Source organism: Nocardioides oleivorans (assembly GCF_004137255.1).
Taxonomy (GTDB): Bacteria; Actinomycetota; Actinomycetes; order Propionibacteriales; family Nocardioidaceae; genus Nocardioides; species Nocardioides oleivorans.
Map to the genome: position 1 here is coordinate 402,705 of NZ_SDWT01000001.1, position 24,136 is coordinate 426,840.

The window sequence follows — 24,136 nt, forward strand, 5'->3', positions numbered from 1 at the left end:
CCCGAAGGGCTCAGAGCAGGCGTCGGTCCGAGGCCCACTTGGTGAGCTCGTGGCGGCTCGAGAGCTGGAGCTTGCGCAGCACCGAGGACATGTGGGTCTCCACCGTCTTCACCGAGATGAAGAGCTCCTTCGCGACCTCCTTGTAGGCGTAGCCGCGGGCGATCAGCCGCATCACCTCGCGCTCGCGCTCGGTCAGCCGGTCGAGGTCCTCGTCGACGGCCGCGACGTCGATCGAGCCGGCGAAGGCGTCGAGCACGAAGCCGGCCAGGCGCGGCGAGAACACCGCGTCTCCCCCGGCGACGCGGGTGATCGCGTCGACGAGCTCGGGGCCGGTGATCGTCTTGGTGACGTAGCCGCGGGCGCCGCCGCGGATGGTGCCGATGACGTCCTCGGCGGCGTCGGAGACCGACAGCGCGAGGTAGAGCGTGTCGGACGACGGCTGGCGCCGCATCACCTCGACGCCACCTCCGCCGGGGAGGTGCACGTCGAGCAGCACGACCTGGGGCTGGAGGTCCGCGACCACCTTGATGGCGGCGTCGGCGTCGGCGGCCTCGCCGACGACCTCGACGACACCCGCGCCCGCCGCGGCCAGCTCGGCGCGCACGCCGGCGCGGAACATCGCGTGGTCGTCGACCAGGACGACGCGGACGGCCCCGTTCGGGCTGGGCTGGCTCATCGGTTCTCCTCGTCGGGTGCTGCGGTGCGGGGCATGTGGAGGCGGACCTCGGTGCCCTCGTCGGGGGCCGAGCGTACGTCGGCGCGACCGCCGTGGCGCGCCATCCGGTCGACGATGCTGTTGCGCACGCCCTGCCGGTCGGCCGCGACGGCGTCGACGTCGAAGCCGCTGCCCCGGTCGCGGACGAAGACGTCCACGGCGGCGTCGGAGATCTCGGCGAAGACGTCGGCGCGCCTGGTGCCGGCGTGCTTGGCGACGTTGACGACCGCCTCGCGCGCGGCGTGGACGACCGGTCGCAGCTCCTCGGTGAGCGGGCAGTCGCCGACGGTGACGACGTCGACCACGACGTCGTGGTCGGTCTCGAGGTCGGCGGCCATCTCCTTGAGGGCGCCCGCCAGCGTCGCCGCGTCGGTGGTGTCGGCCTCGAAGAGCCACTGCCGCAGGTCGCGCTCCTGCGAGCGGGCGAGCCGGGCGACCATCGTCGAGTCGTGGGAGTTCTTCTGGATCAGGGCGAGGGTCTGGAGCACCGAGTCGTGGAGGTGTGCGGCCATGTCGGCGCGCTCCTGGGTGCGCACGCGCTCGGCCCGCTCGGCGCCGAGGTCGTCGACCAGGCGCATCACCCACGGCCCGACCACGATCGCGAGCCCGGCGAGCCCGAGCAGCCCGGCGACCAGCACCGGGAGCGCGAAGGTCACCTGCCCGGCGACCACCGCGAAGACGATCAGGGCGGTGACGATCAGGCCGAGGCCGGCGGCGATGCGGGCGTACGCGGCCCAGCCGCCGTTGCCGAACACCGCACGGAACGGGTCGATCCGGCCGGAGGAGTCGATCCAGCGCTCACGCTGCGCCTCGTCGGCCTGGCGCCACAGCAGCGCGACCCCGGCGACGCCGAGGACGACCGGCCAGAACAGCGCGCCCTGGCCGAAGATCCCCTCGAAGCCGAGGACCACGCCGAAGAGCAGCGCCCCCAGTGCGATCGCGGGACCGGCGTCCCGCAGCCGCGACCGCCTGCCCGGACGCTTCCCGGTGCGGGTCGCGCTCTCGAGGCCGGGCGAGCTGACGTCGAAGCCCTGGCCGGCGGGCAGGAAGACCCACAGGCCGGCGTAGACCATCAGTCCGAAGCCCTGCAGCAGTGCGGTCGCGACGAAGAAGACGCGCACCCACAGGACCGGCACCGCCAGGTGGGCGGCCAGCCCGGACGCCACGCCGCCGACGACCGACGACGAGGTGTCGCGGTAGGCCCGCCGCGGTCCGACGGGGCGCGACCGCGGGGAGGTGGGGTGAGGGGGGTTGGCGTACGACATCGTGGCTCCATCGTCGCAGGCACGCGCGTGCGCGACCATGAGGACTGACCCCGAGCCGACCCTGAGTCCGACCCGGGACGGGGGCGGGTGAATCAGGGCTGTCCCCGATGGTGGGAACCGCCTGCAGCGCCGAGAGTGGGAGCATGGACACCGAGCAGCAGCCCGCACCGCCGCAGGAACAGGCGCAGGGCCCCCGGGTCACCCGGGACGAGATGAAGGACCTGGGCCGCCTGCGCCGCAGCGTCACCGACAGGCACATCGCCGGCGTCGCCGGCGGACTGGCCCGCCACCTCGACATCGACCCCATCATCGTGCGCGTCGCCCTGGTCGTCGCGGTCTTCTTCGGCGGCGCGGGCCTGCTGGCCTACGTCGGCGCCTGGGTCCTGGTGCCCGAGGAGGGCACGAACGACGAGCCGCTCGGCCTCGACCGCCGCAACCGCTCCCTCGCCCTCGCCGGGGTCGGCGTCCTCGCCGTGCTCTGCGCGGTGGGCGACTGGGCCGGCGCCTTCTGGTTCCCGTGGCCGCTGGCGATCGTCGCCGCGGTCGTCGTGTGGTTCCTCAACCACAAGCAGAAGGGCTCGACGTCACCCCAGGCTCCGAAGTCCGGCTACGGGTACGACCCGAGCTACGCACAGCCGGGCTACGCACAGCCTGGCTACACCCCGCAGACCGCGACCCAGACGGCCGCGACCCAGACGGCCGCGACCCAGACGGCGGCGCCGGACACCGGGACCGCCGAGAGCGTGACCGACGCGCCCGCCGGGTCGTACGACGTCCCGCCGGAGCCGGCGTACTCGCAGCCCTACGCCTGGGTGCCGCCGACGTCGTACGTCCGCGAGCGTCCCCGCAACCCGCGCAAGCGCGGACCGAGGCTCTTCCTCTTCACGATCGCGCTGATCGCCCTGGCCGAGGGTGTCCTCGGGGTCGTCGACCTGGCCGGCACGGACGTCGCCGACAGCGCCTACCCGGCGCTCGCGCTCGGCATCACCGCGCTGATGCTGCTGGTCGGCTCGTTCTGGGGCCGCGCCGGTGGCCTGATCGCGGTCGGCCTGGTGGCCGCGGTCGCCACGGCCGGGGCGACCGCCAGCGACAACTTCGACGCGGGCGACCGGAGCTACTCGCCCACGTCCGCCGGCGACGTGCGCGACAGCTACGACTTCGGCGCCGGGAAGTTCACCCTCGACCTCTCCGGGATCAGCGACGTCGACGGGCTGGACGGTCGCGACATCGCGATCGACGGCGTCGGCGGACAGGTCGAGGTCGTCGTCCCCGACGGGATGGACGTCGACGTGAAGACCTCCGTGGTCGGCGGCGACAGCCGGGTCTTCGACCAGCGCAGCGACGGGTTCGACGTCACCCAGGACGGGTTCCTCGACGGCGGCGACGGCGTCCCCGACATGTCCATCACCATCGACCTGGTCGGCGGCGAGATCATCGTCCGCGAAGCGGCCTGAGGAGCAGCGCCATGACTGACAACAGCTTCGACCACGACACCACCCACGACACCAGCCACGACACCACGTACGACACCGACGTGTACGGCTACGACGAGCCGATGGTCGGCCCCCTCGAGGCCCCCGAGACGTCGAGCGGCTTCCACCCGGTCAACATCGGCCAGCTCGTGATGGGCGTCGCCTTCGCCGGCATGGTGCTGGTGTGGGCGCTCGTCCAGGGCGACGTCGTCGAGACCGGCGAGCTGCGGTGGCTGCTCCCGATCCCGTGGCTCGCGGCCGGCGCCGCCGGTCTCGCAGCGACCGTGCTGCCCTCACGCAAGTGACGCAGCGGGCAGCGCGAACCACCTGAGGTCGTCGAAGTCGGCGCCCAGGTGGCCGGTGTCCGACCAGTCCGGAGGCGTGGCGGCGGCCATGATCTCGCGGCCCTCGTCGAGGTGCTCCCGGAGCACCGAGGCGGGGGCCGTCTGGGTGTGGCTGGGCCAGGTCATCGTGCCGTCGGCGGCGTAGGACACGTCGGCGAGGCGCAGCGGCGGCTCGACCGCACCGTCGCGGTGCCGCCAGAGGCCGGTGTCCGGCTCGAAGCGGTAGTCGCCGAGCAGCCGCCAGCCGTCGCGGGCGACGAGGCGGACGGCCCCCACGACGTAGCTGAAGACGTCCTCGTCGACGAAGTAGTTGAAGTTCACCCGCACCCAGCCCGGCTTGATGCCCTCGCACCCGCCGGCGATCTGCTGCTCGAACTGGTGGCTGGTGGCGAGGTCGATGTCGAGCAGCCGGTGCCCGTAGGGGCCGGCGCAGGAGCAGCCGCCGCGGGTCTGGATGCCGAAGAGGTCGTTGAGCAGCGCGACCACGAAGTTGTGGTGGAGGTAGGACCCGTCGGGCGCCTTGATCACGAACGAGACGATCGAGAGCCGCTGGGCCTCGAGGTTGCCGAGGATCTGGAGCGTCGGCTCCTCCTGCCACGCCGACACGGCCCGGCGCAGCATCTGCTCCTCGTGGGCCTGGATCGTCTCCACGCCGACGGCCTGCTTGAGCTGGAAGACCAGCCCGGCGCGGATCGACTCGACGATCGCGGGCGTGCCGCCCTCCTCGCGGTGGGCCCTGTCGTCGAGGTAGCGGTGCTCGGTCGGGTTGACGTACATGACCGTCCCGCCGCCGGGCACCACCGGCACCCGGTTGGCCATCAGCTCCTTGCGGACGACGAGCACGCCGGGCGTGCCGGGGCCGCCGATGAACTTGTGGGGGCTGATGAAGATCGCGTCCTTGCGCGAACGGCCGGGGCCGTACATCTCGATGTCGACGTAGGGCGCGCACGCGGCGAAGTCCCAGAAGCTCAGCGCACCGTGCTCGTGGAGCAGGTCGGCGACGCCCTCGGTGTCGGTGACGATGCCGGTCACGTTGGAGGCGGCGGAGAAGGAGCCGATCAGGAGCGGCCGGTCGGCATGGCGCTCGAGTTCCTCGCGCAGGTGGTCGAGCGAGACCAGGCCGTCGGCGTCCTCGTGGATGGTCACGACGTCGGCGATCGTCTCGCGCCAGCTGACCTCGTTGGAGTGGTGCTCGAACGGGCCGATGAACACGACCGGCCGTTGGTCGGCCGGGATCACCGCGCTCAGGTGGTAGGTGTCGTCGAGGCCGGCCGGGATCCGCAGGCCCAGGATGCCGATGAGCTTGTCGATGGCGGCCGTGCTGCCGGAGCCGCAGAAGACCACCACGGTCTCGTCGTCGCCGCCCACCGCGTCGCGGATGATCCGCCGCGCGTCCTCGCGCAGCCGCGTGGTCTGCAGGCCGGTGCCGCTCGCCTCGGTGTGCGTGTTGGCGTAGGCCGGCAGCACCTGCTCGCGGATGAAGTCCTCGATGAAGGTCAGGCTGCGACCCGAGGCGGTGTAGTCGGCGTACGTCACCCGCCGCGGGCCGTAGGGCCCCTGCATCACCTGGTCGTCGCCGATGACGGACGCGCGGATCCGGTCGACCAGTCCCTCTGCCACTGCCTCAGTCACGGGGCGAGCGTACGCCGGTGCAAGGCTGGGCCTTGCACCTCCCGCACCGCCGCGAGGGCTGCCTCCGGGTGGTCGGTGATGACGCCGTCGACGCCGGCGTCGAGCAGCGCACGCACCTCGGCGGACATGTCCCCGAGCGCATCGGGGGCCCCGCCGTGGCGGAGGTTGCTGGGCAGGAAGCGGTTCTCGCCGCGCACGGTCCACGCGTGGACGGTCAGGCCGCGTCCGTGGGCGTCGCGGACCAGGCTCGAGGGCCGCCCGATCGCGCCGGTCCGGTCGCGCGGCAGCACCATCGCCTTGTCGGGGCCGATGCCGTCGGCGTACTCGTCGATCGCGTCGAGCGCCTCCGGCGTCACCGGGTCGCGGTCCTCGAGGAGCTGGACGATCGGCAGCCGGGTCCGACCGGCCAGGCGGCGCAGGATCGCGGCCTCGAACGACATGAGGCTCACCCGCGCCCACGGGTGGTCGAGGCCGTGGCGGGCCAGGTCGCGCAGCAGCGGCTCGTCGAGCGGGAGCCCGATCCGGTCGTGGTGCGCGGCGTGCTTGAGCTCGAGCAGCACCCCGACGGCACGACCACGCCGGGCCGACTCGGCGCCGACCATCGCCAGCACCTCGGTCAGGCTGGGCACGCCCTCGGCACCGTCGTACGCCGTGTTGGCCGGACGGGTGCGCGGCATCCGCTCGCGGGCGGCGAGGGTCTTGAGCTCGGCCAGCGTGAGGTCCTGCACGAACCAGCCCCGCTCCGCGACGCCGTCGACCGTGATCGTGCGGCGCAGGTGGGCGAGCTCCGGACGACCGGCGACGTCGGTCGTGGTGCTGAGCTCGAGGTCGTGGCGGGCGACCAGCACCCCGTCCCGGGTGGAGACGAGGTCGAGCTCGATGTCGTCGACGCCCATCCGGATCGCGGTCCGGTAGGCGTCGAGCGTGTGCTCGGGACGGTGACCGCTGGCGCCGCGGTGCGCGACCACGGCGGGGGTGAGGACCAACGACGAGGTCCTCGTGTCCCCACCCGGAGCAGCCTCGCGGGTCAGCGTCATGCCACGAGCGTGCGCGCCCTCGCCGTCGGACCGGGGACCGGCGGGTGGCCTCATGGTGAATGACGCATGATGACCGCGTGACGCTCCCCTCCTTCCCGACCCTGGCCTCGCTCCCCGCGGCCGACCACCCGACGCTCCTCGCGCCTCCCGTCGCGGCCGCCCTCGCCGGGTGGGCGGGCGCCTCCGAGGTCGCCGTCGTCGAGATCGACCCCGACCTCGCCGACACCGCCGCGATGAGCGAGGCCTTCGACATCCCGTTGACGGCGAGCGGCAACTGCGTGGTCGTCTCCGGCGCCCGGGCGGGCGAGGAGCGGATCGCCGCCTGCGTGGTCCGCGCCGACACCCGCGCCGACGTCAACACCCTGGTGCGCAAGATGCTCGACGTGCGCAAGTGCTCCTTCCTGCCGATGGAGCGCGCGGTCGCCGAGACCGGGATGGAGCACGGCGGGATCACCCCGGTCGGCCTGCCCGAGGGCTGGCGCGTCTTGGTCCACGAGGCGCTGCTCGAGGAGCCGGTGGTCGTGCTCGGCAGCGGCGTACGACGCTCCAAGCTGCTCGTCCCCGGACGGATCCTGGCCGACCTGCCGGGCGCCGAGGTCGTTGCGGACCTCGGACGGTGACCACGCCCCGGTTGGTCCCGGTCCACGTCCCGCGCGAGCCCGAGGGGGTCGTGATCGTGCTGCACGGCGGCGCCAGCCGCGGTGAGCGGGCCATGGTCAGCCCCACCCAGCTGTCGGTGCTGCGGATGGTGCCCGTCGCGCGGCGCATCGCCCGTGCGGGCGGCAAGCGGCTGGCGGTCCACCGCCTGCTGAACACCCACCGCGGGTGGGACGCGCGCACCACCCCGGTGATGGACGTGGCCTGGGCGCTGGGACAGGTCGCGGAGCAGCACGGCAGTCTCCCGGTCGCGCTCGTCGGCCACTCCCTCGGTGGTCGGGCCGCCCTGCTGGGCGGGGTCGAGCCCGGCGTGCACAGCGTCGTGGCCCTCAACCCGTGGGTCCAGACCACCGACCGCGTGCGGCTCGGCGACACCCGCGTGCTGTTCGTGCACGGCACCGAGGACCGCATCGCGCGCCCGGACCGCGCGCTCCAGCTGGCCCGCCGGCTGTCGGAGTCGGGTCGGGTCGGCTACATCGCGGTCCCGGGCGGCAAGCACGCCATGCTGCGCCACGGCCGGACGTTCGAGCGCCTCGCCGCCGAGTTCGTCACGGCCACCCTGCTCGACGTGCCGGCCCGCTCGCGGGCCGTGCGCGAGGTGCTGGACGGGGCGTCCTGGGCGGAGGCCTGACCCCGGAAAAGGATTCGTCGCGCCCGGTGCCCCGTACCTAACATCGTGCGGTGCGCACCCTCCCCGTCCCCGATCCCGGAGTGGCGGACCATCGCACACCGAACCACTTCCTCTGGTGGCTGGCCCGGCACCAGTGGCAGACGCTGCTCGGCGGCATGTTCTTCGGGATCCTGTGGGGCGCCTCGCAGGCGGTGATGCCTGCCGTCCTCGGCCGCGCGATCGACCTCGGCGTCGCCGCGAAGGACACCTCCCAGCTCGTCTACTGGACCGGCGTGATGCTCGCCATCGGCCTCGTCCAGGCGGTCAGCGGGATCATGCGGCACCGGTTCGCGGTCACCAACTGGCTCACCGCGGCCTACCGCACGGTCCAGCTGATCACCCGCCAGACCGTGCGCCTCGGCGGCACGCTCCCGCGCCGGGTGTCGACCGGGGAGGTCGTCGCGATCGGCACGAGCGACCTGTCCCACCTCGGCGCCCTGATGGACACCAGCGCCCGCTTCGTCGGCTCGGTCGTGTCGTTCTTCCTGGTCGGCTTCCTGCTCCTGCGCACGTCGGTCACGCTGGGGCTCGTCGTGCTGATCGGGGTGCCGCTCCTGATGGTCGCCGTCGGGCCGCTGCTCAAGCCGCTCCAGGCCCGCAGCGCGCACCAGCGCCACCTGACCGGCGCCCTCGCCAACACCGCCAGCGACATCGTCGGCGGGCTGCGCGTGCTGCGCGGGATCGGCGGCGAGCAGGTCTTCCTGGACCGGTACCGCCGCGAGTCGCAGGGCGCCCGCAACGCCGGTGTCCAGGTCGCCCGGGTGCAGTCGGTGCTCGACGCGCTCCAGGTGCTGCTGCCGGGCGTCTTCGTCGTCGTCGTGGTGTGGCTCGGCGCCCGCACGGCCGTCTCCGGCCAGATCACCGCGGGCGAGCTGGTCGCCTTCTACGGCTACGCCGCCTTCCTGATGCTGCCGCTGCGCACCGCCACCGAGTTCGCCAACCGGTTCATCCGCGCCCACGTCGCCGCCAGACGGGTCTGCAACGTCCTGGCCGTCGAGCCCGACGTCACCGACCCCGCCCACCCGCAGCCCTCCCCCGCGCCGGGCAGCGTGCTGGCCGATGCCCGCTCGGGCCTGGTGGTCCGGCCGGGCACGATGCTCGCCCTGGTGAGCGACCAGCCGGACGACTCCGCCGCGCTCGCCGACCGCCTCGGCCTCTGCGCCGCCCCGGTCGACGACGAGGTGACGCTGGGCGGCGTACCCCTCACGGCGCTGCCGCACGAGGAGGTACGCCGCCGGATCGTCGTGTCCGACACCAGCAGCGCGCTCTTCAGCGGGCGGCTCGGTGCGGGGATCGACGTCCACGGGACGGGCGGGGTCGACGCGGCCATGCACACCGCGTCGGCCGAGGACGTCCTCGACGGCCTGACCGACGGCCTCGACACCGTGGTCGCCGAGCGCGGTCGGTCGTTCTCCGGCGGGCAGCGGCAGCGGCTGGTGCTCGCGCGGGCGCTGACCAGCGACCCGGAGGTGCTGGTGCTCGTCGAGCCGACGTCGGCGGTCGACGCCCACACCGAGGCGCGGATCGCCTCACGGCTCCGGTCGCACCGTGCCGGCCGGACCACCGTCGTGACCACCGTCAGCCCGCTCCTGCTCGACCAGGTCGACGAGGTCGCCCTGCTCGTGGGCGGTCGTGTCGTCGCGACCGGGACCCACCCGGACCTGCTCGACACGAACCCCGCCTACCGCGCGATCGTGACGCGCGACGTCACGACCGACATCGGGGAGGCCGCCTCGTGAGCACCCGGTTGCCGGTCGCCGGCCCCGCCGACGTACGCCGCTACGCCCGCGACCTCGCTCGTCGCCACCCCCGGATGCTGTGGTCCGCGCTCGGCCTCCACGTGCTCGCCGCGACGGCCGGCCTGGCCGCGCCCCGGCTCCTCGGCGGGCTGGTGCAGGCCGTCGAGGACGGCACGACGGTCGGCCACGTCGACCGGATCGCGCTGCTGCTCGGCGGCTTCCTCGTGCTGCAGACCGTGCTCACCCGTTATGCCCGCTATCTCTCGCAGGTGCTCGGCGAGCAGGTCCTGGCCGAGCTGCGCGAGGACTTCGTCGACAACGCGCTCGCCCTGCCCGTCGGCACGGTCGAGTCGGCCGGCTCGGGCGACCTGCTGACCCGCACCAGCCGCGACGTCGACCAGCTCGGCTGGTCGGTGCGGTGGGCGCTGCCCGAGTGGACCATCGCCGTCGTGACCGCGGTGCTGACCTTCGCGGCCGCGATCTCGGTGGGCTGGTGGGTGCTCCTCCCCTGCCTGCTCGCCCTGCCGCCGCTCGTCACCGGGCTGCGGTGGTACCTCCGCCGGGCGCGTCCGGGCTACGAGCGGGAGTCGGCGTCGTACAGCCAGATCACCACGACCCTCGCCGAGACGGTCGAGGGCGCCCGGACGGTCGAGGCGCTGGGCCTGGGCCGGGAGCGCGTCGCGGCGGCCGACGCGGACTGTGCGGAGTCCTACGACGCCGAGCGCTACACGCTTCGGCTGCGCACCGTGTTCTTCCCGTCGATGGAGATCGCCTACCTGCTGCCCGTGGTCGGGACGCTGCTCTTCGGCGGCTGGCTCTACACCCGCGGCGAGGTGTCGCTGGCCGAGGTGACGGCGGCGACGCTCTACGTCCAGATGCTCATCGACCCCGTCGACCGGCTGGTGTCGATCCTCGACGAGCTGCAGGTCGGCGCGGCCTCGCTCGCCCGGCTGCTCGGCGTCGGCCAGGTCCCCGACGACCGCGAGGTCAGCGGCGCGGTGCCGGTCGACGAGAAGCTCGACGCCGAGGACGTGCGCTTCTCGTACATCGAGGGCCGCGACGTGCTGCACGGCGTCGACCTCGACGTGGGCGTCGGCGAGCGGATCGCGATGGTCGGCCCGTCCGGTGCGGGCAAGTCGACGCTCGGCCGGCTGCTCGCCGGCATCCACCCGCCGCGGACCGGCCGGGTCACCGTCGGCGACGTCGGGCTCGTCGAGCTGCCCCTCGACGACCTGCGCGGACACGTGGCGCTGGTGACCCAGGAGCACCACGTCTTCGTCGGCACCCTCTGGGAGAACGTCGTGCTGGCCCGCCCCGGATCCTCGCTCGTCGACATCCGCGCCGCGCTCGAGGCGGTGGACGCGCTGGAGTGGGTGGACGCGCTGCCCGACGGGCTCGACACCGTTGTCGGCTCGGGCGGCCGCGCCCTCACCCCCGCCCAGGCCCAGCAGGTCGCGCTCGCCCGCCTGGTGCTCGCCGACCCGCACACGCTCGTCCTCGACGAGGCGACCTCCCTCATCGACCCCCGCGCCGCACGCCACCTCGAGCGGTCGCTCGCGGCCGTGCTCGAGGGACGTACCGTCATCGCCATCGCGCACCGCCTCTTCTCCGCCCACGACGCCGACCGCGTCGCCGTGGTCGAGGACGGCGTGATCTCCGAGTTCGGCTCCCACGACGAGCTGGTCGCGGCCGGCGGCTCCTACGCCGCGCTCTGGGAGTCCTGGCACGGCTCCACCCAGGCCTGAGCCACGACGGGCGGCCTGCGCCGCTGACGGCGTACACGTGTCAGATCCGTCCCCCTTGCCATCGTGACAGTAAAACTGTCACAGTTGCGGCATGCGCCTCGCCACCTCCCTGATGTACGACGGCAACCCCCGCACCGCGGCCGACCAGGTGGTCGCCCTGGAGAAGGCCGGCCTCGACAGCGTGTGGGTCGCGGAGGCCTACGGCTTCGACTCACCGACGCTGATGGGCTACCTCGCGGCCAGGACCGAGACGGTGAAGATCGGCTCGGCGATCCTCAACATCTACTCCCGCACCCCGGGCGCGCTGCTGCAGACCGCCGCCGGCCTCGACAACGTCAGCGGGGGCCGCGCGATCCTCGGCCTCGGCGTGAGCGGTCCGCAGGTGATCGAGGGCTTCCATGGCGTGCCCTACAGCAAGCCGATGGCCCGCACCGCCGAGGTCGTCGACCTGGTCCGTCGTGGACTCAAGCGGGAGCCGCTGACCTCGGACGGCGTCTTCCACCTGCCGCTCACCAAGGAGCACGGCGCCGTCACCGGGCTCGGCAAGCCGCTCAAGATCCTCACCAAGGTCGAGCGCGACACGATCCCGATCTGGATCGCCTCCCTGGGCCCGAACAACGTCGAGCAGACCGCCGAGATCGCCGACGGGTGGATCCCCCACCTCTTCCACCCCGAGAAGGCGCACCTCGTCTGGGGCGACGCGCTCGCGGCCGGCAACGCCAAGCGGCTGCCCGGCCTCGACCCGCTGCAGGTGATGGCGGGCGGCATGGTCGCGATCGGCGAGGGCCCGGAGACCAAGGCGCTGCTCGACTTCGCGCGCCCGCTCTTCGCCCTCTACGTCGGCGGCATGGGCGCGAAGGGCAAGAACTTCTACAACGACGTCGCGCGCGCCTACGGCTACGAGAAGGAGGCCGAGGAGATCCAGGACCTCTACCTCTCGGGCAAGAAGAAGGAGGCCGAGGCGCTCGTCCCCGCCGAGTGGCTCGAGGCGGCCAACCTCGTCGGCCCCGCGTCCTACGTCAAGGAGCGGATCGCCGCCTTCGAGGAGGCAGGGGTCACCGATCTCACCGTCGTCCCCGCCACCGAGGACCCGGCCGCGACCGTGGCCCAGCTCAAGGAATGGGTGTCCTGAGCGTGTGCGCCCGCCGGCCGGGAGTCCTCACCACGGACGGTCGAGCAGCCCCGCGGTCCCGCGCTGCTGCTCCCCGAGCACCGCGTCGAGGACGAGGAGCGAGCCGGTGAGCGCCGGGGTCGTCCACTGCAGCCACGCCACCTTGCGTCGAGCCTCGTCGGCTGCCCGGGCATCGCGCGGATGACCGTCCTCTCCCGACGCGTCGCCGAGCCGGGTGCCGTAGACGTAGGCCGCGGCGCTCGACGCGACGGCTGCCGCGGTGAGCGCCGTCTTGAGGCCGACCGCAACGGTGGTCGGCGGGTGCGCCACGACCCGCCTGCGGTTGTCGGCGACGATCGCCAGCCCGCTCACCAGGTGCAGCGCGACGGCCGCTCCCTGGACCGGACCCCACCGCTCCCAGCCCGTCCCCGAGACCTCCACGCGCTCACGCTCGGTGTCGGGCTCCCGCGAGGCCGGGTTGAGCCCGACCGCCCCCATCAGCGAGCCTCCGAACCAGGCTGCGTTGGTCACCAGGTGGGTCGCGCGGACGGTCGTGCTCACGATGCTCATCTCGCCAACGTAGGCGCGCCCACCCGGGCGCGGCTCACCCCACCGGGGCCTGCCGACGCCCCGGCCGATCGGAGGTCCCATGCCTGAGCGCCCCAGCATCCTCGAGCAGGAGCACGAGGACTTCCGCGCCGTCGCGCGGTCCTTCCTCGACAAGGAGGTCGTGCCCCACCACGCCTCGTGGGAGGAGGCCGGCATCGTCGACCGTGAGGTCTGGCGCAGGGCGGGCGAGCGCGGGCTGCTGTGCTTCGACGTCGACGAGGCCTACGGCGGGCCGGGCATCAAGGACTTCCGCTACAACATGGTGCTCGCCGAGGAGGCGGCCCGAGCAGGTGCGAGCGGGCCGGGCTTCGCCGTGCACACCGACATCATCGTCCCCTACCTCTCCTCCCTCGGCACCGAGGAGCAGAAGCAGCGCTGGCTGCCCGGCTGCGTGTCCGGCGACATCGTCACCGCGATCGCGATGACCGAGCCGGGGGCCGGCTCGGACCTCCAGGGGATCCGGACGACCGCGGTCGACGCCGGCGACCACTACGTCCTCAACGGGTCGAAGACCTTCATCTCCAACGGCATCCTGTCCGACCTCGTCGTCGTGGTCTGCCGCACCGACCCCGACGCCGGCCACCAGGGCATCTCGCTGCTCGTCGTCGAGCGCGGCATGGAGGGCTTCGAGCGCGGCCGCAACCTCGCCAAGATGGGCCTGCACGCGCAGGACACCGCCGAGCTCAGCTTCACCGACGTACGGGTACCGAAGGCCAACCTCCTCGGCGCCGAGGGCTCCGGCTTCATCTCGCTGATGGAGAACCTGCCGCAGGAGCGGATCTCCATCGGGTGCATCGCGGTCGCCGCGATCGAGCACGTCCTCGACCTGTGCCTGGCCTACGCCAAGGAGCGCGAGGCCTTCGGACGGCCCATCGGGAAGTTCCAGCACAATCGCTTCGTGCTCGCGGAGATGGCCACCGAGGCACACATCGCGCGCGTCTTCATCAACGACTGCGTGCTGCGGCTCAACGCGGGCGAGGCCGACACCGCGCTCGCCGCGATGGCGAAGTGGTGGACCACCGAGCTCCAGAAGCGGGTCGTCGACGCGGGCGTGCAGCTCCACGGCGGCTACGGCTACATGGACGAGTACCCGATCTCCAAGGCCTACACCGACTCGCGGATCCAGACGATCTACGGCGGCACGACCGAGATCCAGAAGGAGATCATCGGGCGCATGCTCGGGCTGTGAGGCGCGCCAGGGTGGTACTCCCGTTCCCATGACAACGGGTCCGCTGGTCCCGCGTCGCGGACCGGCGCACGGTGGAGGCATGACCCACCACAGCACCACCTCCCTCCTGGGCGACAAGCCCGTCCACCGCATCGGCTTCGGGGCCATGCAGCTCGCGGGCCCCGGCGTCTTCGGACCGCCGGCCGACCCCGACGGTGCGCGCGCCGTGCTGCGCCGCGCGATCGAGCTCGGCGTCGACCACATCGACACCGCGCAGTTCTACGGGCCCGACGTCGTCAACGACCTGATCCGCGAGGCGCTCCACCCCTACCCCGAGGACCTCCGGCTCGTCACCAAGGTCGGCGCCACCCGCGACGACCAGGGCGCGTGGGTGCCCGGCGCCGAGCCCGCCGACCTCAAGCACCAGGTCGAGCAGAACCTCCGCTCCCTCGGCGTCGAGCGGATGGACCTGGTCAACCTGCGTCGCTTCGAGCGCGACGACCCGGACCGCGTCGAGCCCGCGCTCGAGGACCAGCTCGGTGCGCTCGCAGACCTGCGCGACGAGGGCAAGATCGACCTGATCGGCGTCTCCAGCGTCACCGCGGAGACCGTACGACGCGCACACGAGCTCGTCGGTCTGGGCGAGGTGCAGAACGCGTTCAGCATCCTCGACCGGACCGATGAGGACGTGCTCGAGGTGTGCCGCGAGCGCTCGATCGCCTACGTGCCCTACTTCCCGCTGGGTTCCGCCTTCACCGGCGGCCCAGCGGCCCTCGCGGCCGACGAGCACGTCTCGAGCGTCGCTGCCAGGCACGGCGTCACCGCCAGCCAGGTCGCGCTGGCGTGGCTGCTCGCGCAGTACGACCGGGTGCTGCTGATCCCCGGCACCAGCTCGGTCGCGCACCTCGAGGAGAACATGGCCGTCCTCGACATCGTCCTCGACGAGGACGACCTGGCCCGGCTCGACCAGGTGCAGCCCCGGCCCGTCGGCCACTGACTCAGGCCGGGGTGAGCTCCTCACCCATCTCCTGGAGCCCGACGACGACGGCCAGCGCGAGCGCCTCGGCGTCGGGCGAGCCGGGCTCGGCGGTGAAGACCACGATCTGCAGCTCGCCGTCGTTGACCGTCAACTTGTCGCAGTCGAGGGTCATCCACCCGACGACCGGGTGGTGGAGCGTCTTGCGCTGCGCGCCCCGCGGCCTGGCCGGGGTGGTCTCCCAGAGCTCGGCGAAGCGCGGGCTCTCCCGGCGCAGGTCGGCCACGAGGGCCCCGAGGTCGGGGTCGTCGGGCAGGCGCAGCAGCGCCGCCCGCAGGTCGGCGACGACGTCGCGCCCGACCATCGAGCGGGTCTGCGGCTCGAAGCGACCCATCCCGGGCAGGTCCATGAAGGTGCGCCACGCGCGATTCTGGCCGCGCTCGGACTCACCCGTCAGGTCGCCGAACAGGGCGGCGGCCGCGCGGTTCTGCATGATCGTCTGCCACGAGGCGTCGATCACGCTGACCGGGGTGTCGCCCAGACGGTCGACGAGCCGCATCACGCTCGGCGGCACGTGCCGCTCCATGCGCGACGGCGAGGGCGGCAGGTGCCCGGCGAGCCGGTAGAGCACGTCGCGCTCGCCCGCGTCGAGGCGCAGCGCCCGGGCGAGCGACTGCACGACCTGCACGGACGGGTGTCGCGCGCGCCCCTGCTCGAGGCGCACCAGGTAGTCGGCCGAGACGCCGGCGAGCTGGGCGACCTCCTCGCGCCGCAGCCCGGGTGCTCGCCGCCGCTTCTGCGTGGGCAGTCCGACCGAGGCGGGCGTGGTGCGGTCGCGCCACAGCTTCAGCTGCGAGCCGAGCCCGTTGAGGTCCACGCTCCGAGTGTCGCAGCCCGGGCCCAGCGTCGTACGGCACCAGGGTGGGCCTGCTGTTCCCACCCTCGGCCCATTCCTCGTCGGGCCAGGCTCAGCCGACCACCGGCAGCGCGTCGGGCCCGACCTCGACGCTGGACAGGAAGGTCAGCGCGGCGTCGCGCGTCCAGCCGAGCTCGGCGGGGAACTGGATGCGCACGGTCGTGCCGGGCTCCCCGGGCCGGGTCGCCACCGAGATGGTGGTGTAGCCGTCGCCGTTGTCGCGCACCACGAGGTCGCGTCCCTCCCGCGTCACGTGCTCGCCACCGCCGAGCGGCAGGTCGTCGAGCATGATCACCAGCTTGCCCACGAACGATCCGGCGTCGGTGTCCGGGTCGCCGATGCGACCGATGGTGACGGCGAGCGGGTCGTTGTTCTGCACCTCCCAGCCCTGCGGCGTGGTGCCGAAGGTGTAGGGCCCCGCGGTGAGCGCCTGGTTCACCAGCCGCACCTCCTGCACGACCACGGGCTCCTCGGAGGCGGACGTCTCGGGCGAGGGCGTGGGCGAGGCCGGGTCCGGCGACTCGACGGGGACCGACGGCGCAGGAGGCGAGGGCGAGGTCGTCGGGGCCGGGTCCTGCGCGCCCGTCATGATGGCGACGGTCCCGATCGACAGCACGGCCGCGGCCGCCAGGCCACTCGCGCCCAGCGAGTAGGCCCGGCGACGGCGGTGCCGCAGCGCCGTACGGGCGCGGGCCAGGTCGTGCGGCACCTCGGGTGCACCGCCGGCGTCGGGCCCGGCCACGTCGTCGAGGAGGTCGTGGAGACCCCGGTCGTCGATCCGGTTCGGCTCGTGGGGCTGGTCGATGTCGTTCACGTGGACTCCTCGGGGACGGGGTGGATGCTGGGGCCGAGCCTGCTGCGCAGGTGCTCCAGGGCGCGGGCGTTCTGCGACTTGACCGTGCCCGTGCTGCAGCCCAGGACGCGGGCGGTCTCGGCGACGTCCAGGTCGAGCCAGTGGCGCAGCACCACCACGGCCCTCTGCCGCGGGCCCAGGTCGGCGAGTGCTGCGACCACGAGCTGGCGCAGGTCGGGATCGGCAGCAGCCGGGTCGGGGCCGTCGAGCCCCTCGGCCGGCCGGCTCGTGGTGAGCTCGCGCCGGCGGTGAGCGCGACGCGACTCGTCGACGAACGCGTGGGTGAGGCTGGTGCGCGCGTAGCCGAGCCGGTTGTCGGCACGACGGACGTGGCGCCACCCGACGTAGAGCCGCGTGAGGGTGGTCTGCAGGACGTCCTCGGCCCGGGCGTCGTCACCGGCCGCCAGCAGGCGGGCGATGCGGAGCAACGCCCCTCGGTGCTCGGCCACGAACGCCGAGAACTCGGCGTCGCGCTCGGCGTCCTTCAGCACGTGTCCCCCTGGTGGTCGGCCCCGGTCGGGCGGGGACCCGGCGCGGGCCCCCTGTCACCCACCATGACGGGCGCGGGCGTCCCGGGGGTTGCACGGCCCGGCCGGCACGCGGAGTTTCCGTGCGCTGGCTACCGTCGGGGCATGGACCTCTTCGAGATGGACGAGACCCGCACGATGAGCCGCGAGGAGGCCGCAGCCCGGCTGCGCGCCCTCGCCGACTCGCTGGCCAAGCACAACTCGGTGGAGTTCGCCCGGGACGGCGGACGGATCACGGTGGCCGTCCCCGAGCAGGTGAACCTCAAGGTCGAGGTCGAGCTCGGTGACGACAACGAGGTCGAGATCGAGCTGACCTGGTAGGTCACCCCTCGAGGACCTCGCGCAGCTTCGCCGCGAACTCCTCCGGCTTGCCCGTCTGGCCGTACTCCCCGCCGAGGAAGCCGTTGTGGCCGCCGGGGAAGACGACCGCGTCGACGCCGAGCTCGCGCGCGACGGCGTGTGCCGCGCGGCCGGCGATCTCGCCGTCCTCGGGTCCGCCGGACTCCTCGCCGACACCGAGGACGACCGTGGTCGGGGCGGCCCGGATCGCGTCGAGGTCGGGGACGCGGGTGCAGCCCTCGCCCCGCATGTTGGCCATGAGGCCGTCGTTGCGGGCGCCGTCGTCTGCGCCCGGCAGGCCGTAGATCCCGGGGTCCGGGATCGGCTCCTCGCCCGTCCACGGGCCGCGGTGCATCACCAGGGTGATGAACAGCGCCATCCCGGGGCCGATGCCGGAGGAGTCGTAGAGCGCGACCATCTCGTCGCACGACCTGCCGATGGCGTCGCCGTCCGGCAGCAGTGCGGCCATCGGCGGCTCGTGCGCCACCAGCAGGCGTACGTCGTCGGGGTGCGCGGCGACGAGGAAGAGCGCGTTGACCGAGGCACCCGACGACGAGAAGAGGTCGACCGCACCGCCGAGCGCCCCGATGACGGCGTGGAGGTCCTCGGCGTGCTGCTCGGGCGTGACGGCGGCGGTGTCGTCCTCGCGCGTGCTCCGACCGACGTTGCGCGGGTCGGTGAGCACGAGGACCCGGCCGGTGCCGGCGAGCCCCGCGGCGAGGCTGGCGAAGCCGGAGCTGTCCATCGGCGAGCCGGCGAGCAGCAGGGGCAGGTCGTCGGTGGACGCCGGGTCGCCGATGACCTCGTAGTGGAGGGTGGCGCCGGGGACGTCGATCGTGTGGCTGGTCATGCAGCCATGATCGATCCGGTCGCCGAACGTCCGCAACCGTCCCTAGGTTGGTCCCATGACCGAGACAGGGCACGAATTCAGGGAGCAGGACCTCTCCGGCTCGACCTTCGAGCGCGTCGACCTGAGCCGCTCGACCTACCGCGAGGTGCGCCTGACCGGCGCCGACGTCCGCGACGCCGACCTCAGCGACCTGCGGGTCCGCGCGGCCTGGCTCAACGGCGTCCGGATGACCGGCGTCGAGGTGCCCGACATGGAGATCTACGGCGAGATCGTCCGGCTGGTCGTCAACGGCGTCGACGTCGCGCCGCTCGTCGAGGCCGAGCTGAACCGGCGGATGCCCGAGCGCACGCTGATGTCGCCGACCGACGTCGCCGGCTTCCGGCTCGCCTTCGAGACCCTCGACCGGCTCTGGGCCGGAACGGTCGAGAAGGCCCGCGCCCTTCCAGCCGCCAGCCTCCACGAGCAGGTCGACGAGGAGTGGTCGTTCGTCGAGACGCTGCGCCACCTCGGCTTCGCGCACGCGTGCTGGGTCGGTGGGATCGTGCTCGCCGACCCCTCGCCCTGGCACCCGCTCGACCTGCCCTGGGACGAGGCGCCCGCAGTCGACGGCGTGCCGTGGGACCGCGAGGTGCGCCCCTCGCTCGACGAGGTCCTCGACGTTCGCGCGCAGCGCCGGGCCACGGTGCAGGCAGTGCTGGACGACCTCACCGACGCCGGGCTGTCGCGCGAGGTCGCCTCGGCGACGCCCTTCATGACCGAGGCCTCGGGGCTCGACGTCGCGCAGTGCCTGAAGGTCGTGCTCAACGAGGAGTGGGAGCACCGGCTCTACGCCGAGCGCGACCTCGCCCGGCTCTAGCCGGGATCGACCTCGAGCACCCGTCCGGAGCACGCGACGCTGAGGCGGGCGACCTCGCTGAACCGGTTGTGGGCGCTGATCTGGTAGCACTCCGCCTTCGGTGCGTACTCGTCGGGCCGGACCGTCAGGTAGAACTGGTCCGGCTCCTCGATGAGCGCACCCGCCTGGTCGACGAGGTCCGGGATCGCCTCCGGCTTGATGCGCGACAGGTCGAACCGGACGGGGTCGATCTCGGTGCCGGTCAGCTCGCCCTCCTCGAACCCGGCGTCACGCCAGGTCCACTGCACGGAGCGGTCGCTCGCCGCGTCGACGGGCACGGTCACGCCTCCGTAGCTCTCGTTGCCGACGTTCATCCCGAAGACCACGGTGTCGCCCGACCTCGCCTCGAGGGCGTCGACGAACGTGCGGAAGCCCTGGGCGGAGAGGAGGTCCACCGGGGCCGCCGTGCCGTCGACGTCGACGTCGCCCGACGACCCGCGCAGCAGCCACGGCAGGACGACGAGCACCGCCACCGCGGCGACGGCGACGACCACCACGCCGACGCCGAACCTGCGGGCGAACCCGGCGAGGCCCGCGGCCGTCGCCACCTGGGTCCCGGTGGGGGCAGGCGCGCCCCGCACCTCCGCGAGGCGCGTGAGGCTCGCCCGGACGCGCTTCCTGCCGGGCTCCTGGAGGTCGCGCACGAGCCGCTCGAGGTCGTTGAGCGTCCTCGCGGTCAACGCCTGCGTCGTGCGGGCGTCGTACTCCTCGCGGGTGAGCTGGCCGTCGGTCCACGAGGCCTCGATGACCTCGATCGCCTCGTTGCGGTCAGAGTCGCGTGCGCGCATGTCGGGGCCGGCCACGACGCGGACTCTAGCGACGTGCGCGAGGATTCCGGTGGCAGGTCGGGAACCCCCCGGCCGCGGCGGACAGTAGAGGGTCGTGAGCACAGGACACCGTGACCTCCGCCGGAGGCTGCGCCAGGGAGACAGGGCCGCGTTCGACGCGGTGTACGCCGAGCACGTCGACGGCGTCTTCACCCTGGCGCACCGCCTGACGGGCAACTGGGCGACCGCGGAGGACGTCACCTCCGAGACGTTCCTCGCCGCATGGCGCACCCGCGAGCTCGTCGCCGACGACGACCGACCGCTGAAGCCGTGGCTGTGGGGCATCGCGACCCACCAGGCGCTGAACGCCCGACGCAGCCGACGGCGGCTGGTCACCTTCCTGGCGCGACGCCCGCGCGAGGAGGTCGTGCCCGACTTCGCCGACGAGGCGGTGCAGCGGCTCGACGACGCCGAGGTGCTGGCGCAGGCGGCGCGGGTGATCGGCTCACTGCGGCGCGCCGAGGCCGAGGTCCTCGCGCTGTGCGTGTGGTCCGGGCTGTCCTACGCCGAGGCAGCCGAGGCGCTCGGCGTCCCGGTCGGCACCGTCCGCTCACGGCTGTCGCGCGCTCGCGCCCGGCTGCGCGCGCTCGTCGCCGACACCGCCGACACCGCCGACACCGCCGACCACACCGACCCCACCGATCCTGCCGACCGCTCCGTCCGAGGAGGACGACCGTGACCGACCTCTCCCCCGACCTGGTCGAGCTCCGCAGCTCGCACCCCGCCCCGCACGACATCACCCTGACCTCCGGGCACCGTGACCGGCTGCACTCCCGGGTCGAGGGCGCCATCGGCCGCCACGAGGCCCGCCGGCGTGTCGTCCTCGCGGTCGCCGCGCCCGCCACCGTGCTGGCGTGCGCCACCGCCGTCGCCGCGGTCGCGGTGCTCGCCCTCACCGGCACCTCCCCCGCCCCGACCGCGACCGTCGACCGCCCCGTCCTCGCGTCGGCCGCCGCCGTCCGGGTGCTCGACCGTGCGGCCGCCCGGGCGCTCGCGACCGCGGCGCCGGTCGTGCGCGAGGACCAGTTCGTCTACACCCGCAGCGCCGCGCTGACCAACGAGGGCACCTTCGGCGGCGCCGTGTCGCTCGGCGACCTCCACACGCGCGAGATCTGGCTCGGCCAGGACCCGGGCGCCTTCGGCTGGCGCGACGACGTGATCCGCGAGCTCGGCCAGGACTGGCCGATCGAGTCGGGCGGTCCGTCGCCCGCCGGCGCCCGCCGTCCGACGTACGCCTGGCTGGCCGCGCTGCCCACCGACCCCGACGCGCTGCTCGACGCGCTCGAGCACGTTGCCGTGCCCGTCGACGGGCAGTCGCAGGACCAGGCCACCTTCGACGTGGTCGGCAACCTGGTCTCCGAGCAGCTGCTGCCGCCGACGACGGCGGCCGCGCTCTACCGCGCCGTGACGCGGATCGACGGGGTCGAGGTCGACCGCGGGGCGACCGACGCGCTCGGACGTCGCGGCATCGGGATCAGCCGCGCCGACGAGCGCTTCCACACCCGGACGACGTGGGTCTTCGACGCCGAGACCTTCGAGCTGCGTGGCACGCGGTGGTTCTTCACGCATGCCGACGGCTCTCCCGACACCCTGTTCGGCGCGACCGCCGTGCTCGAGACGGCCGTCGTCGACCGGGCCGGCCAGGAGCCCGGCTCGTCGACCTGATCACCAGTCCTGGGGAGCGGCCCCCGCACGGGGTGACGCAGCGGGCTGGTCGGGAGCACACTGGCGCGATGACCGAGACCCTGGGGAGCCGCCTGGCGCACGCCATCGCCGCGAAGGACGGGGCCGCGATGCGTGCCCTGCTGGCCGACGACGTGGACTTCAAGGGGCTCACGCCCGGGCGCACCTGGGAGGGCAGCACCCCGGACGACGTGGTGGAGACCGTCCTCGGGTCGTGGTTCGAGGACTCCGACACGATCGAGCAGGTCGTCGACGTCCAGGACGGCCTCGACGTCGCCGACACCGCGCACGTGAGCTACCGCTTCGACCTCGCCTGCCCCGACGGGGCCTACGTCGCCGAGCAGCAGGCCTACTACCGCGGCACCGACCGGATCGAGCACCTGCGGGTGATGTGCTCGGGCTTCAGGCCCCGCTGAGCCGACCGGCGAGCTCGCGTCCCAGCAGCACGCCCGAGAGCCAGGCCGTCTCCACCTTGGGGGTCGCGCCCCAGCCGTCGCCGCACACCCCGACGAGCCGGTCGTCCCCGGCGAGGGCGTGGGGAAGGTCGCGCTCCCCCGTGGGACGGGCGTAGGTCCAGCGGTGCACGTGGGTCGCGGCCGGGTCGGCCAGGCCGAGGTGCTCGCGCAACGACGCCACCAGCGCCGGACCCGCGGCGTCCGGATCGGCCAGGTGCGCCTGTGCGTGCGCGGCGGTCGAGTGGGCCACCAGCACCGGCGCGTCGTCGCCACGCCGCCGGCCGTCGTCGGCGATCCAGTCGATGACCTCGTCGCCGTGCACGAAGGCGCCGTCGAAGCGGCCGGTCGGGCTCACCGGGTCCCACGTGCGCTCCTCCCACCGGGCGGCCAGGGCGATCACCGGCTCCCAGGCACGGTCGAGCAGGTCGGCGATCGGGTGCGCCCCCACGAGGCGTCGCGCCTGGGGGTCGGGCATGGCGAGCACGACGGTCGGCTCGTCGAGGTCCGCGATCGACTCGACGACGTGGCGCTCGGGTCCGAGGTCCGCTGCCAGGTCCTCGACCAGCGACCGGATGCCCTGCGCCGCGCCCCAGCGCACCGGCCCCGGCTTCACCGAGACGTCGTCGCCGTCGAGCAGGCAGAAGGTGTCGGTCCACTCGCGGGCCAGCCCGCGCTCGGACCAGTCCTCCACGACCGCGGCGAACCCGGGCTCGGTCACCGTGAAGTAGGACGCCCCGAGGTCGACGCGCCGCTCCCACAGCCCGCGCGTGGCCATCCGGCCACCGGCGGCGTGCCCGCGGTCCACGAGGCGTACGTCGATCCCGGCCGCGCGCAGCTCCCGCGCGCACGCGACTCCCGCGATGCCGGCACCCACCACCACGACGTCAGCCATGCCACGACCCTAGGCCGCGGGTGCTGGACTGGCCGCATGACCACCTCGTTGCTGATCCTGGCCGACACCCACCTGCCCGTGCGGGCCCGGGACCTGCCGGCGGAGGTGTGGACGGCCGTCGACGCGGCGCACGTCGTGGTGCACGCCGGCGACTGGGTCGACGTGGGCCTCCTCGACGAGCTCGACTCACGTGCGCGCCGCCTCGTCGGGGTCTTCGGCAACAACGACCACGGCGAGCTGCGCACCCGCCTGCCCGAGGTCGCGCGCGTGGAGGTCGGGGGCGTGCGGATCGGGGTCGTGCACGAGACCGGGCAAGCGAGGGGCCGCGAGGAGCGGATGAGCGCCCTCCACCCCGATCTCGACGTCCTGGTCTTCGGGCACAGCCACATCCCGTGGGACAGCACGACCGCCACCGGGCTGCGGCTGCTCAACCCGGGCTCACCGACCGACCGGCGGCGCCAGCCGCACTGCACCTACCTGACCGCGACGGCCGCCCACGGCGAGCTCCGCGACGTCACCCTGCACCGGCTGCCGCGACGGGTCTAGGCGTCCGGGCCGTCGGCCTTCCGCGTCGGGCAGTCGTCGTTGGTGCAGCGGCGCACGTCGACCGGGTCGTCCCCCGCGCCGACGTAGCCCTCCCGCGGACCGGCCGGGCCGTCCGTGGCGCCTCCGTCCGAGCCGGGGTGGGGGACCAGCCGGACCTCGGAGCCGCACACCGAGCACTTCTCGTAGTCGTCGTACACCTCTCGAACCTACCCG

At 73.5% G+C, this 24,136-nt stretch carries 27 protein-coding genes; 15 read left to right on the forward strand and 12 right to left on the reverse strand.

What is annotated here, in order from left to right:
• Positions 1-10: 10 nt before the first annotated feature.
• A complete protein-coding gene (locus EUA93_RS01895; protein ID WP_129398251.1) occupies positions 11-676 on the reverse strand; it encodes a LuxR C-terminal-related transcriptional regulator in 666 nt (221 codons plus the stop codon).
• Positions 673-1,980, reverse strand: a complete 1,308-nt coding sequence (locus EUA93_RS01900; protein WP_129398253.1) for an ATP-binding protein — start codon at positions 1,978-1,980, stop codon at positions 673-675. The genes EUA93_RS01895 and EUA93_RS01900 overlap by 4 nt, the downstream gene beginning before the upstream one ends.
• A gap of 143 nt (positions 1,981-2,123) precedes the next feature.
• On the opposite strand from EUA93_RS01900, the gene EUA93_RS01905 reads away from it, so the two are divergent.
• Both EUA93_RS01905 and EUA93_RS01910 read left to right on the forward strand, forming a co-directional pair.
• Complete coding sequence (locus tag EUA93_RS01905) at positions 2,124-3,434, forward strand: PspC domain-containing protein (protein ID WP_165355028.1); 1,311 nt, start codon at positions 2,124-2,126, stop codon at positions 3,432-3,434.
• Between the two features lie 11 nt (positions 3,435-3,445).
• Positions 3,446-3,757 carry a hypothetical protein gene (locus EUA93_RS01910; RefSeq protein ID WP_129398257.1) on the forward strand — a complete coding sequence of 104 codons (312 nt, stop codon included), beginning with the start codon at positions 3,446-3,448 and terminating at the stop codon, positions 3,755-3,757.
• Here EUA93_RS01910 and EUA93_RS01915 read toward each other — a convergent pair.
• Both EUA93_RS01915 and EUA93_RS01920 read right to left on the reverse strand, forming a co-directional pair.
• Positions 3,746-5,428: an aminotransferase class V-fold PLP-dependent enzyme gene (locus EUA93_RS01915; protein WP_242497203.1), complete on the reverse strand. Its 1,683-nt coding sequence runs from the start codon at positions 5,426-5,428 to the stop codon at positions 3,746-3,748. The two genes, EUA93_RS01910 and EUA93_RS01915, sit on opposite strands and share 12 nt — an antisense overlap.
• The gene (locus EUA93_RS01920) at positions 5,425-6,465 is read right to left on the reverse strand and encodes a glycerophosphodiester phosphodiesterase family protein (protein ID WP_129398258.1); all 1,041 of its coding nucleotides are present in this window, start codon (positions 6,463-6,465) and stop codon (positions 5,425-5,427) included. Before EUA93_RS01920 ends, EUA93_RS01915 begins: the two co-directional genes overlap by 4 nt.
• A 77-nt stretch (positions 6,466-6,542) precedes the next feature.
• Between EUA93_RS01920 and EUA93_RS01925 the strand changes: the two genes are divergently transcribed.
• The 5 genes from EUA93_RS01925 (at position 6,543) to EUA93_RS01945 (ending at position 12,408) form a co-directional block, all read left to right on the forward strand.
• The gene (locus tag EUA93_RS01925) at positions 6,543-7,085 is read left to right on the forward strand and encodes a YbaK/EbsC family protein (RefSeq protein WP_420819062.1); all 543 of its coding nucleotides are present in this window, start codon (positions 6,543-6,545) and stop codon (positions 7,083-7,085) included.
• The gene (locus tag EUA93_RS01930; protein WP_129398262.1) at positions 7,082-7,753 is read left to right on the forward strand and encodes an alpha/beta hydrolase; all 672 of its coding nucleotides are present in this window, start codon (positions 7,082-7,084) and stop codon (positions 7,751-7,753) included. Before EUA93_RS01925 ends, EUA93_RS01930 begins: the two co-directional genes overlap by 4 nt.
• A gap of 50 nt (positions 7,754-7,803) precedes the next feature.
• Entirely contained in the window at positions 7,804-9,531 is a 1,728-nt protein-coding gene (locus EUA93_RS01935; protein ID WP_207208585.1) for an ABC transporter ATP-binding protein, read from the forward strand.
• Positions 9,528-11,276: an ABC transporter ATP-binding protein gene (locus EUA93_RS01940; RefSeq protein WP_129398264.1), complete on the forward strand. Its 1,749-nt coding sequence runs from the start codon at positions 9,528-9,530 to the stop codon at positions 11,274-11,276. The genes EUA93_RS01935 and EUA93_RS01940 overlap by 4 nt, the downstream gene beginning before the upstream one ends.
• A 91-nt stretch (positions 11,277-11,367) precedes the next feature.
• Positions 11,368-12,408, forward strand: a complete 1,041-nt coding sequence (locus EUA93_RS01945) for an LLM class F420-dependent oxidoreductase (RefSeq protein ID WP_129398265.1) — start codon at positions 11,368-11,370, stop codon at positions 12,406-12,408.
• 27 nt (positions 12,409-12,435) lie between these two features.
• Here EUA93_RS01945 and EUA93_RS01950 read toward each other — a convergent pair whose 3' ends face one another.
• On the reverse strand, positions 12,436-12,957 hold the full coding sequence (locus EUA93_RS01950; RefSeq protein ID WP_129398267.1) for a hypothetical protein: 522 nt from the start codon (positions 12,955-12,957) through the stop codon (positions 12,436-12,438).
• Between the two features lie 79 nt (positions 12,958-13,036).
• Here EUA93_RS01950 and EUA93_RS01955 point away from each other — a divergent pair, with 79 nt between their 5' ends.
• A complete protein-coding gene (locus tag EUA93_RS01955; protein WP_129398269.1) occupies positions 13,037-14,185 on the forward strand; it encodes an acyl-CoA dehydrogenase family protein in 1,149 nt (382 codons plus the stop codon).
• Positions 14,186-14,264: 79 nt separating this feature from the next.
• Positions 14,265-15,161: an oxidoreductase gene (locus EUA93_RS01960; protein ID WP_129398271.1), complete on the forward strand. Its 897-nt coding sequence runs from the start codon at positions 14,265-14,267 to the stop codon at positions 15,159-15,161.
• Position 15,162: 1 nt separating this feature from the next.
• Here the strand turns inward: EUA93_RS01960 and EUA93_RS01965 are convergent, their stop codons facing one another.
• The 3 genes from EUA93_RS01965 to EUA93_RS01975 all read right to left on the reverse strand — a co-directional run bounded on the left by EUA93_RS01965 (position 15,163) and on the right by EUA93_RS01975 (position 17,400).
• Positions 15,163-16,017, reverse strand: coding sequence for a helix-turn-helix transcriptional regulator (locus EUA93_RS01965; protein WP_129398273.1), 855 nt, complete (start codon positions 16,015-16,017; stop codon positions 15,163-15,165).
• A gap of 91 nt (positions 16,018-16,108) precedes the next feature.
• Complete coding sequence (locus tag EUA93_RS01970; protein WP_129398275.1) at positions 16,109-16,870, reverse strand: hypothetical protein; 762 nt, start codon at positions 16,868-16,870, stop codon at positions 16,109-16,111.
• Positions 16,867-17,400: a SigE family RNA polymerase sigma factor gene (locus EUA93_RS01975; RefSeq protein WP_242497204.1), complete on the reverse strand. Its 534-nt coding sequence runs from the start codon at positions 17,398-17,400 to the stop codon at positions 16,867-16,869. Before EUA93_RS01975 ends, EUA93_RS01970 begins: the two co-directional genes overlap by 4 nt.
• Positions 17,401-17,541: 141 nt before the next feature.
• Between EUA93_RS01975 and EUA93_RS01980 the strand changes: the two genes are divergently transcribed.
• Positions 17,542-17,757: an amphi-Trp domain-containing protein gene (locus EUA93_RS01980; RefSeq protein ID WP_129398277.1), complete on the forward strand. Its 216-nt coding sequence runs from the start codon at positions 17,542-17,544 to the stop codon at positions 17,755-17,757.
• Position 17,758: 1 nt separating this feature from the next.
• Here EUA93_RS01980 and EUA93_RS01985 read toward each other — a convergent pair whose 3' ends face one another.
• Complete coding sequence (locus EUA93_RS01985; protein WP_129398279.1) at positions 17,759-18,625, reverse strand: alpha/beta fold hydrolase; 867 nt, start codon at positions 18,623-18,625, stop codon at positions 17,759-17,761.
• Between the two features lie 55 nt (positions 18,626-18,680).
• Between EUA93_RS01985 and EUA93_RS01990 the strand changes: the two genes are divergently transcribed.
• The gene (locus tag EUA93_RS01990) at positions 18,681-19,481 is read left to right on the forward strand and encodes a DinB family protein (RefSeq protein WP_129398281.1); all 801 of its coding nucleotides are present in this window, start codon (positions 18,681-18,683) and stop codon (positions 19,479-19,481) included.
• On the opposite strand, the gene EUA93_RS01995 is transcribed toward EUA93_RS01990, so the two are convergent.
• On the reverse strand, positions 19,478-20,323 hold the full coding sequence (locus tag EUA93_RS01995) for a DUF1707 SHOCT-like domain-containing protein (RefSeq protein WP_129398283.1): 846 nt from the start codon (positions 20,321-20,323) through the stop codon (positions 19,478-19,480). The two genes, EUA93_RS01990 and EUA93_RS01995, sit on opposite strands and share 4 nt — an antisense overlap.
• Positions 20,324-20,402: 79 nt before the next feature.
• Between EUA93_RS01995 and EUA93_RS02000 the strand changes: the two genes are divergently transcribed.
• The 3 genes from EUA93_RS02000 (at position 20,403) to EUA93_RS02010 (ending at position 22,446) form a co-directional block, all read left to right on the forward strand.
• Positions 20,403-21,026, forward strand: a complete 624-nt coding sequence (locus EUA93_RS02000; RefSeq protein WP_129398285.1) for an RNA polymerase sigma factor — start codon at positions 20,403-20,405, stop codon at positions 21,024-21,026.
• Positions 21,023-22,012 (forward strand): CU044_5270 family protein, encoded by a 990-nt coding sequence (locus EUA93_RS02005; protein ID WP_129398287.1) that lies wholly within the window; start codon positions 21,023-21,025, stop codon positions 22,010-22,012. Before EUA93_RS02000 ends, EUA93_RS02005 begins: the two co-directional genes overlap by 4 nt.
• Positions 22,013-22,080: 68 nt before the next feature.
• A complete protein-coding gene (locus EUA93_RS02010; protein ID WP_129398289.1) occupies positions 22,081-22,446 on the forward strand; it encodes a nuclear transport factor 2 family protein in 366 nt (121 codons plus the stop codon).
• Here EUA93_RS02010 and EUA93_RS02015 read toward each other — a convergent pair.
• Positions 22,433-23,377, reverse strand: a complete 945-nt coding sequence (locus EUA93_RS02015) for an NAD(P)/FAD-dependent oxidoreductase (protein ID WP_129398290.1) — start codon at positions 23,375-23,377, stop codon at positions 22,433-22,435. The genes EUA93_RS02010 and EUA93_RS02015 overlap by 14 nt on opposite strands.
• Before the next feature lie 36 nt (positions 23,378-23,413).
• On the opposite strand from EUA93_RS02015, the gene EUA93_RS02020 reads away from it, so the two are divergent.
• Entirely contained in the window at positions 23,414-23,923 is a 510-nt protein-coding gene (locus EUA93_RS02020; protein ID WP_129398292.1) for a metallophosphoesterase family protein, read from the forward strand.
• On the opposite strand, the gene EUA93_RS02025 is transcribed toward EUA93_RS02020, so the two are convergent.
• Positions 23,920-24,120: a hypothetical protein gene (locus tag EUA93_RS02025; protein WP_129398294.1), complete on the reverse strand. Its 201-nt coding sequence runs from the start codon at positions 24,118-24,120 to the stop codon at positions 23,920-23,922. The two genes, EUA93_RS02020 and EUA93_RS02025, sit on opposite strands and share 4 nt — an antisense overlap.
• Positions 24,121-24,136: the final 16 nt, after the last annotated feature.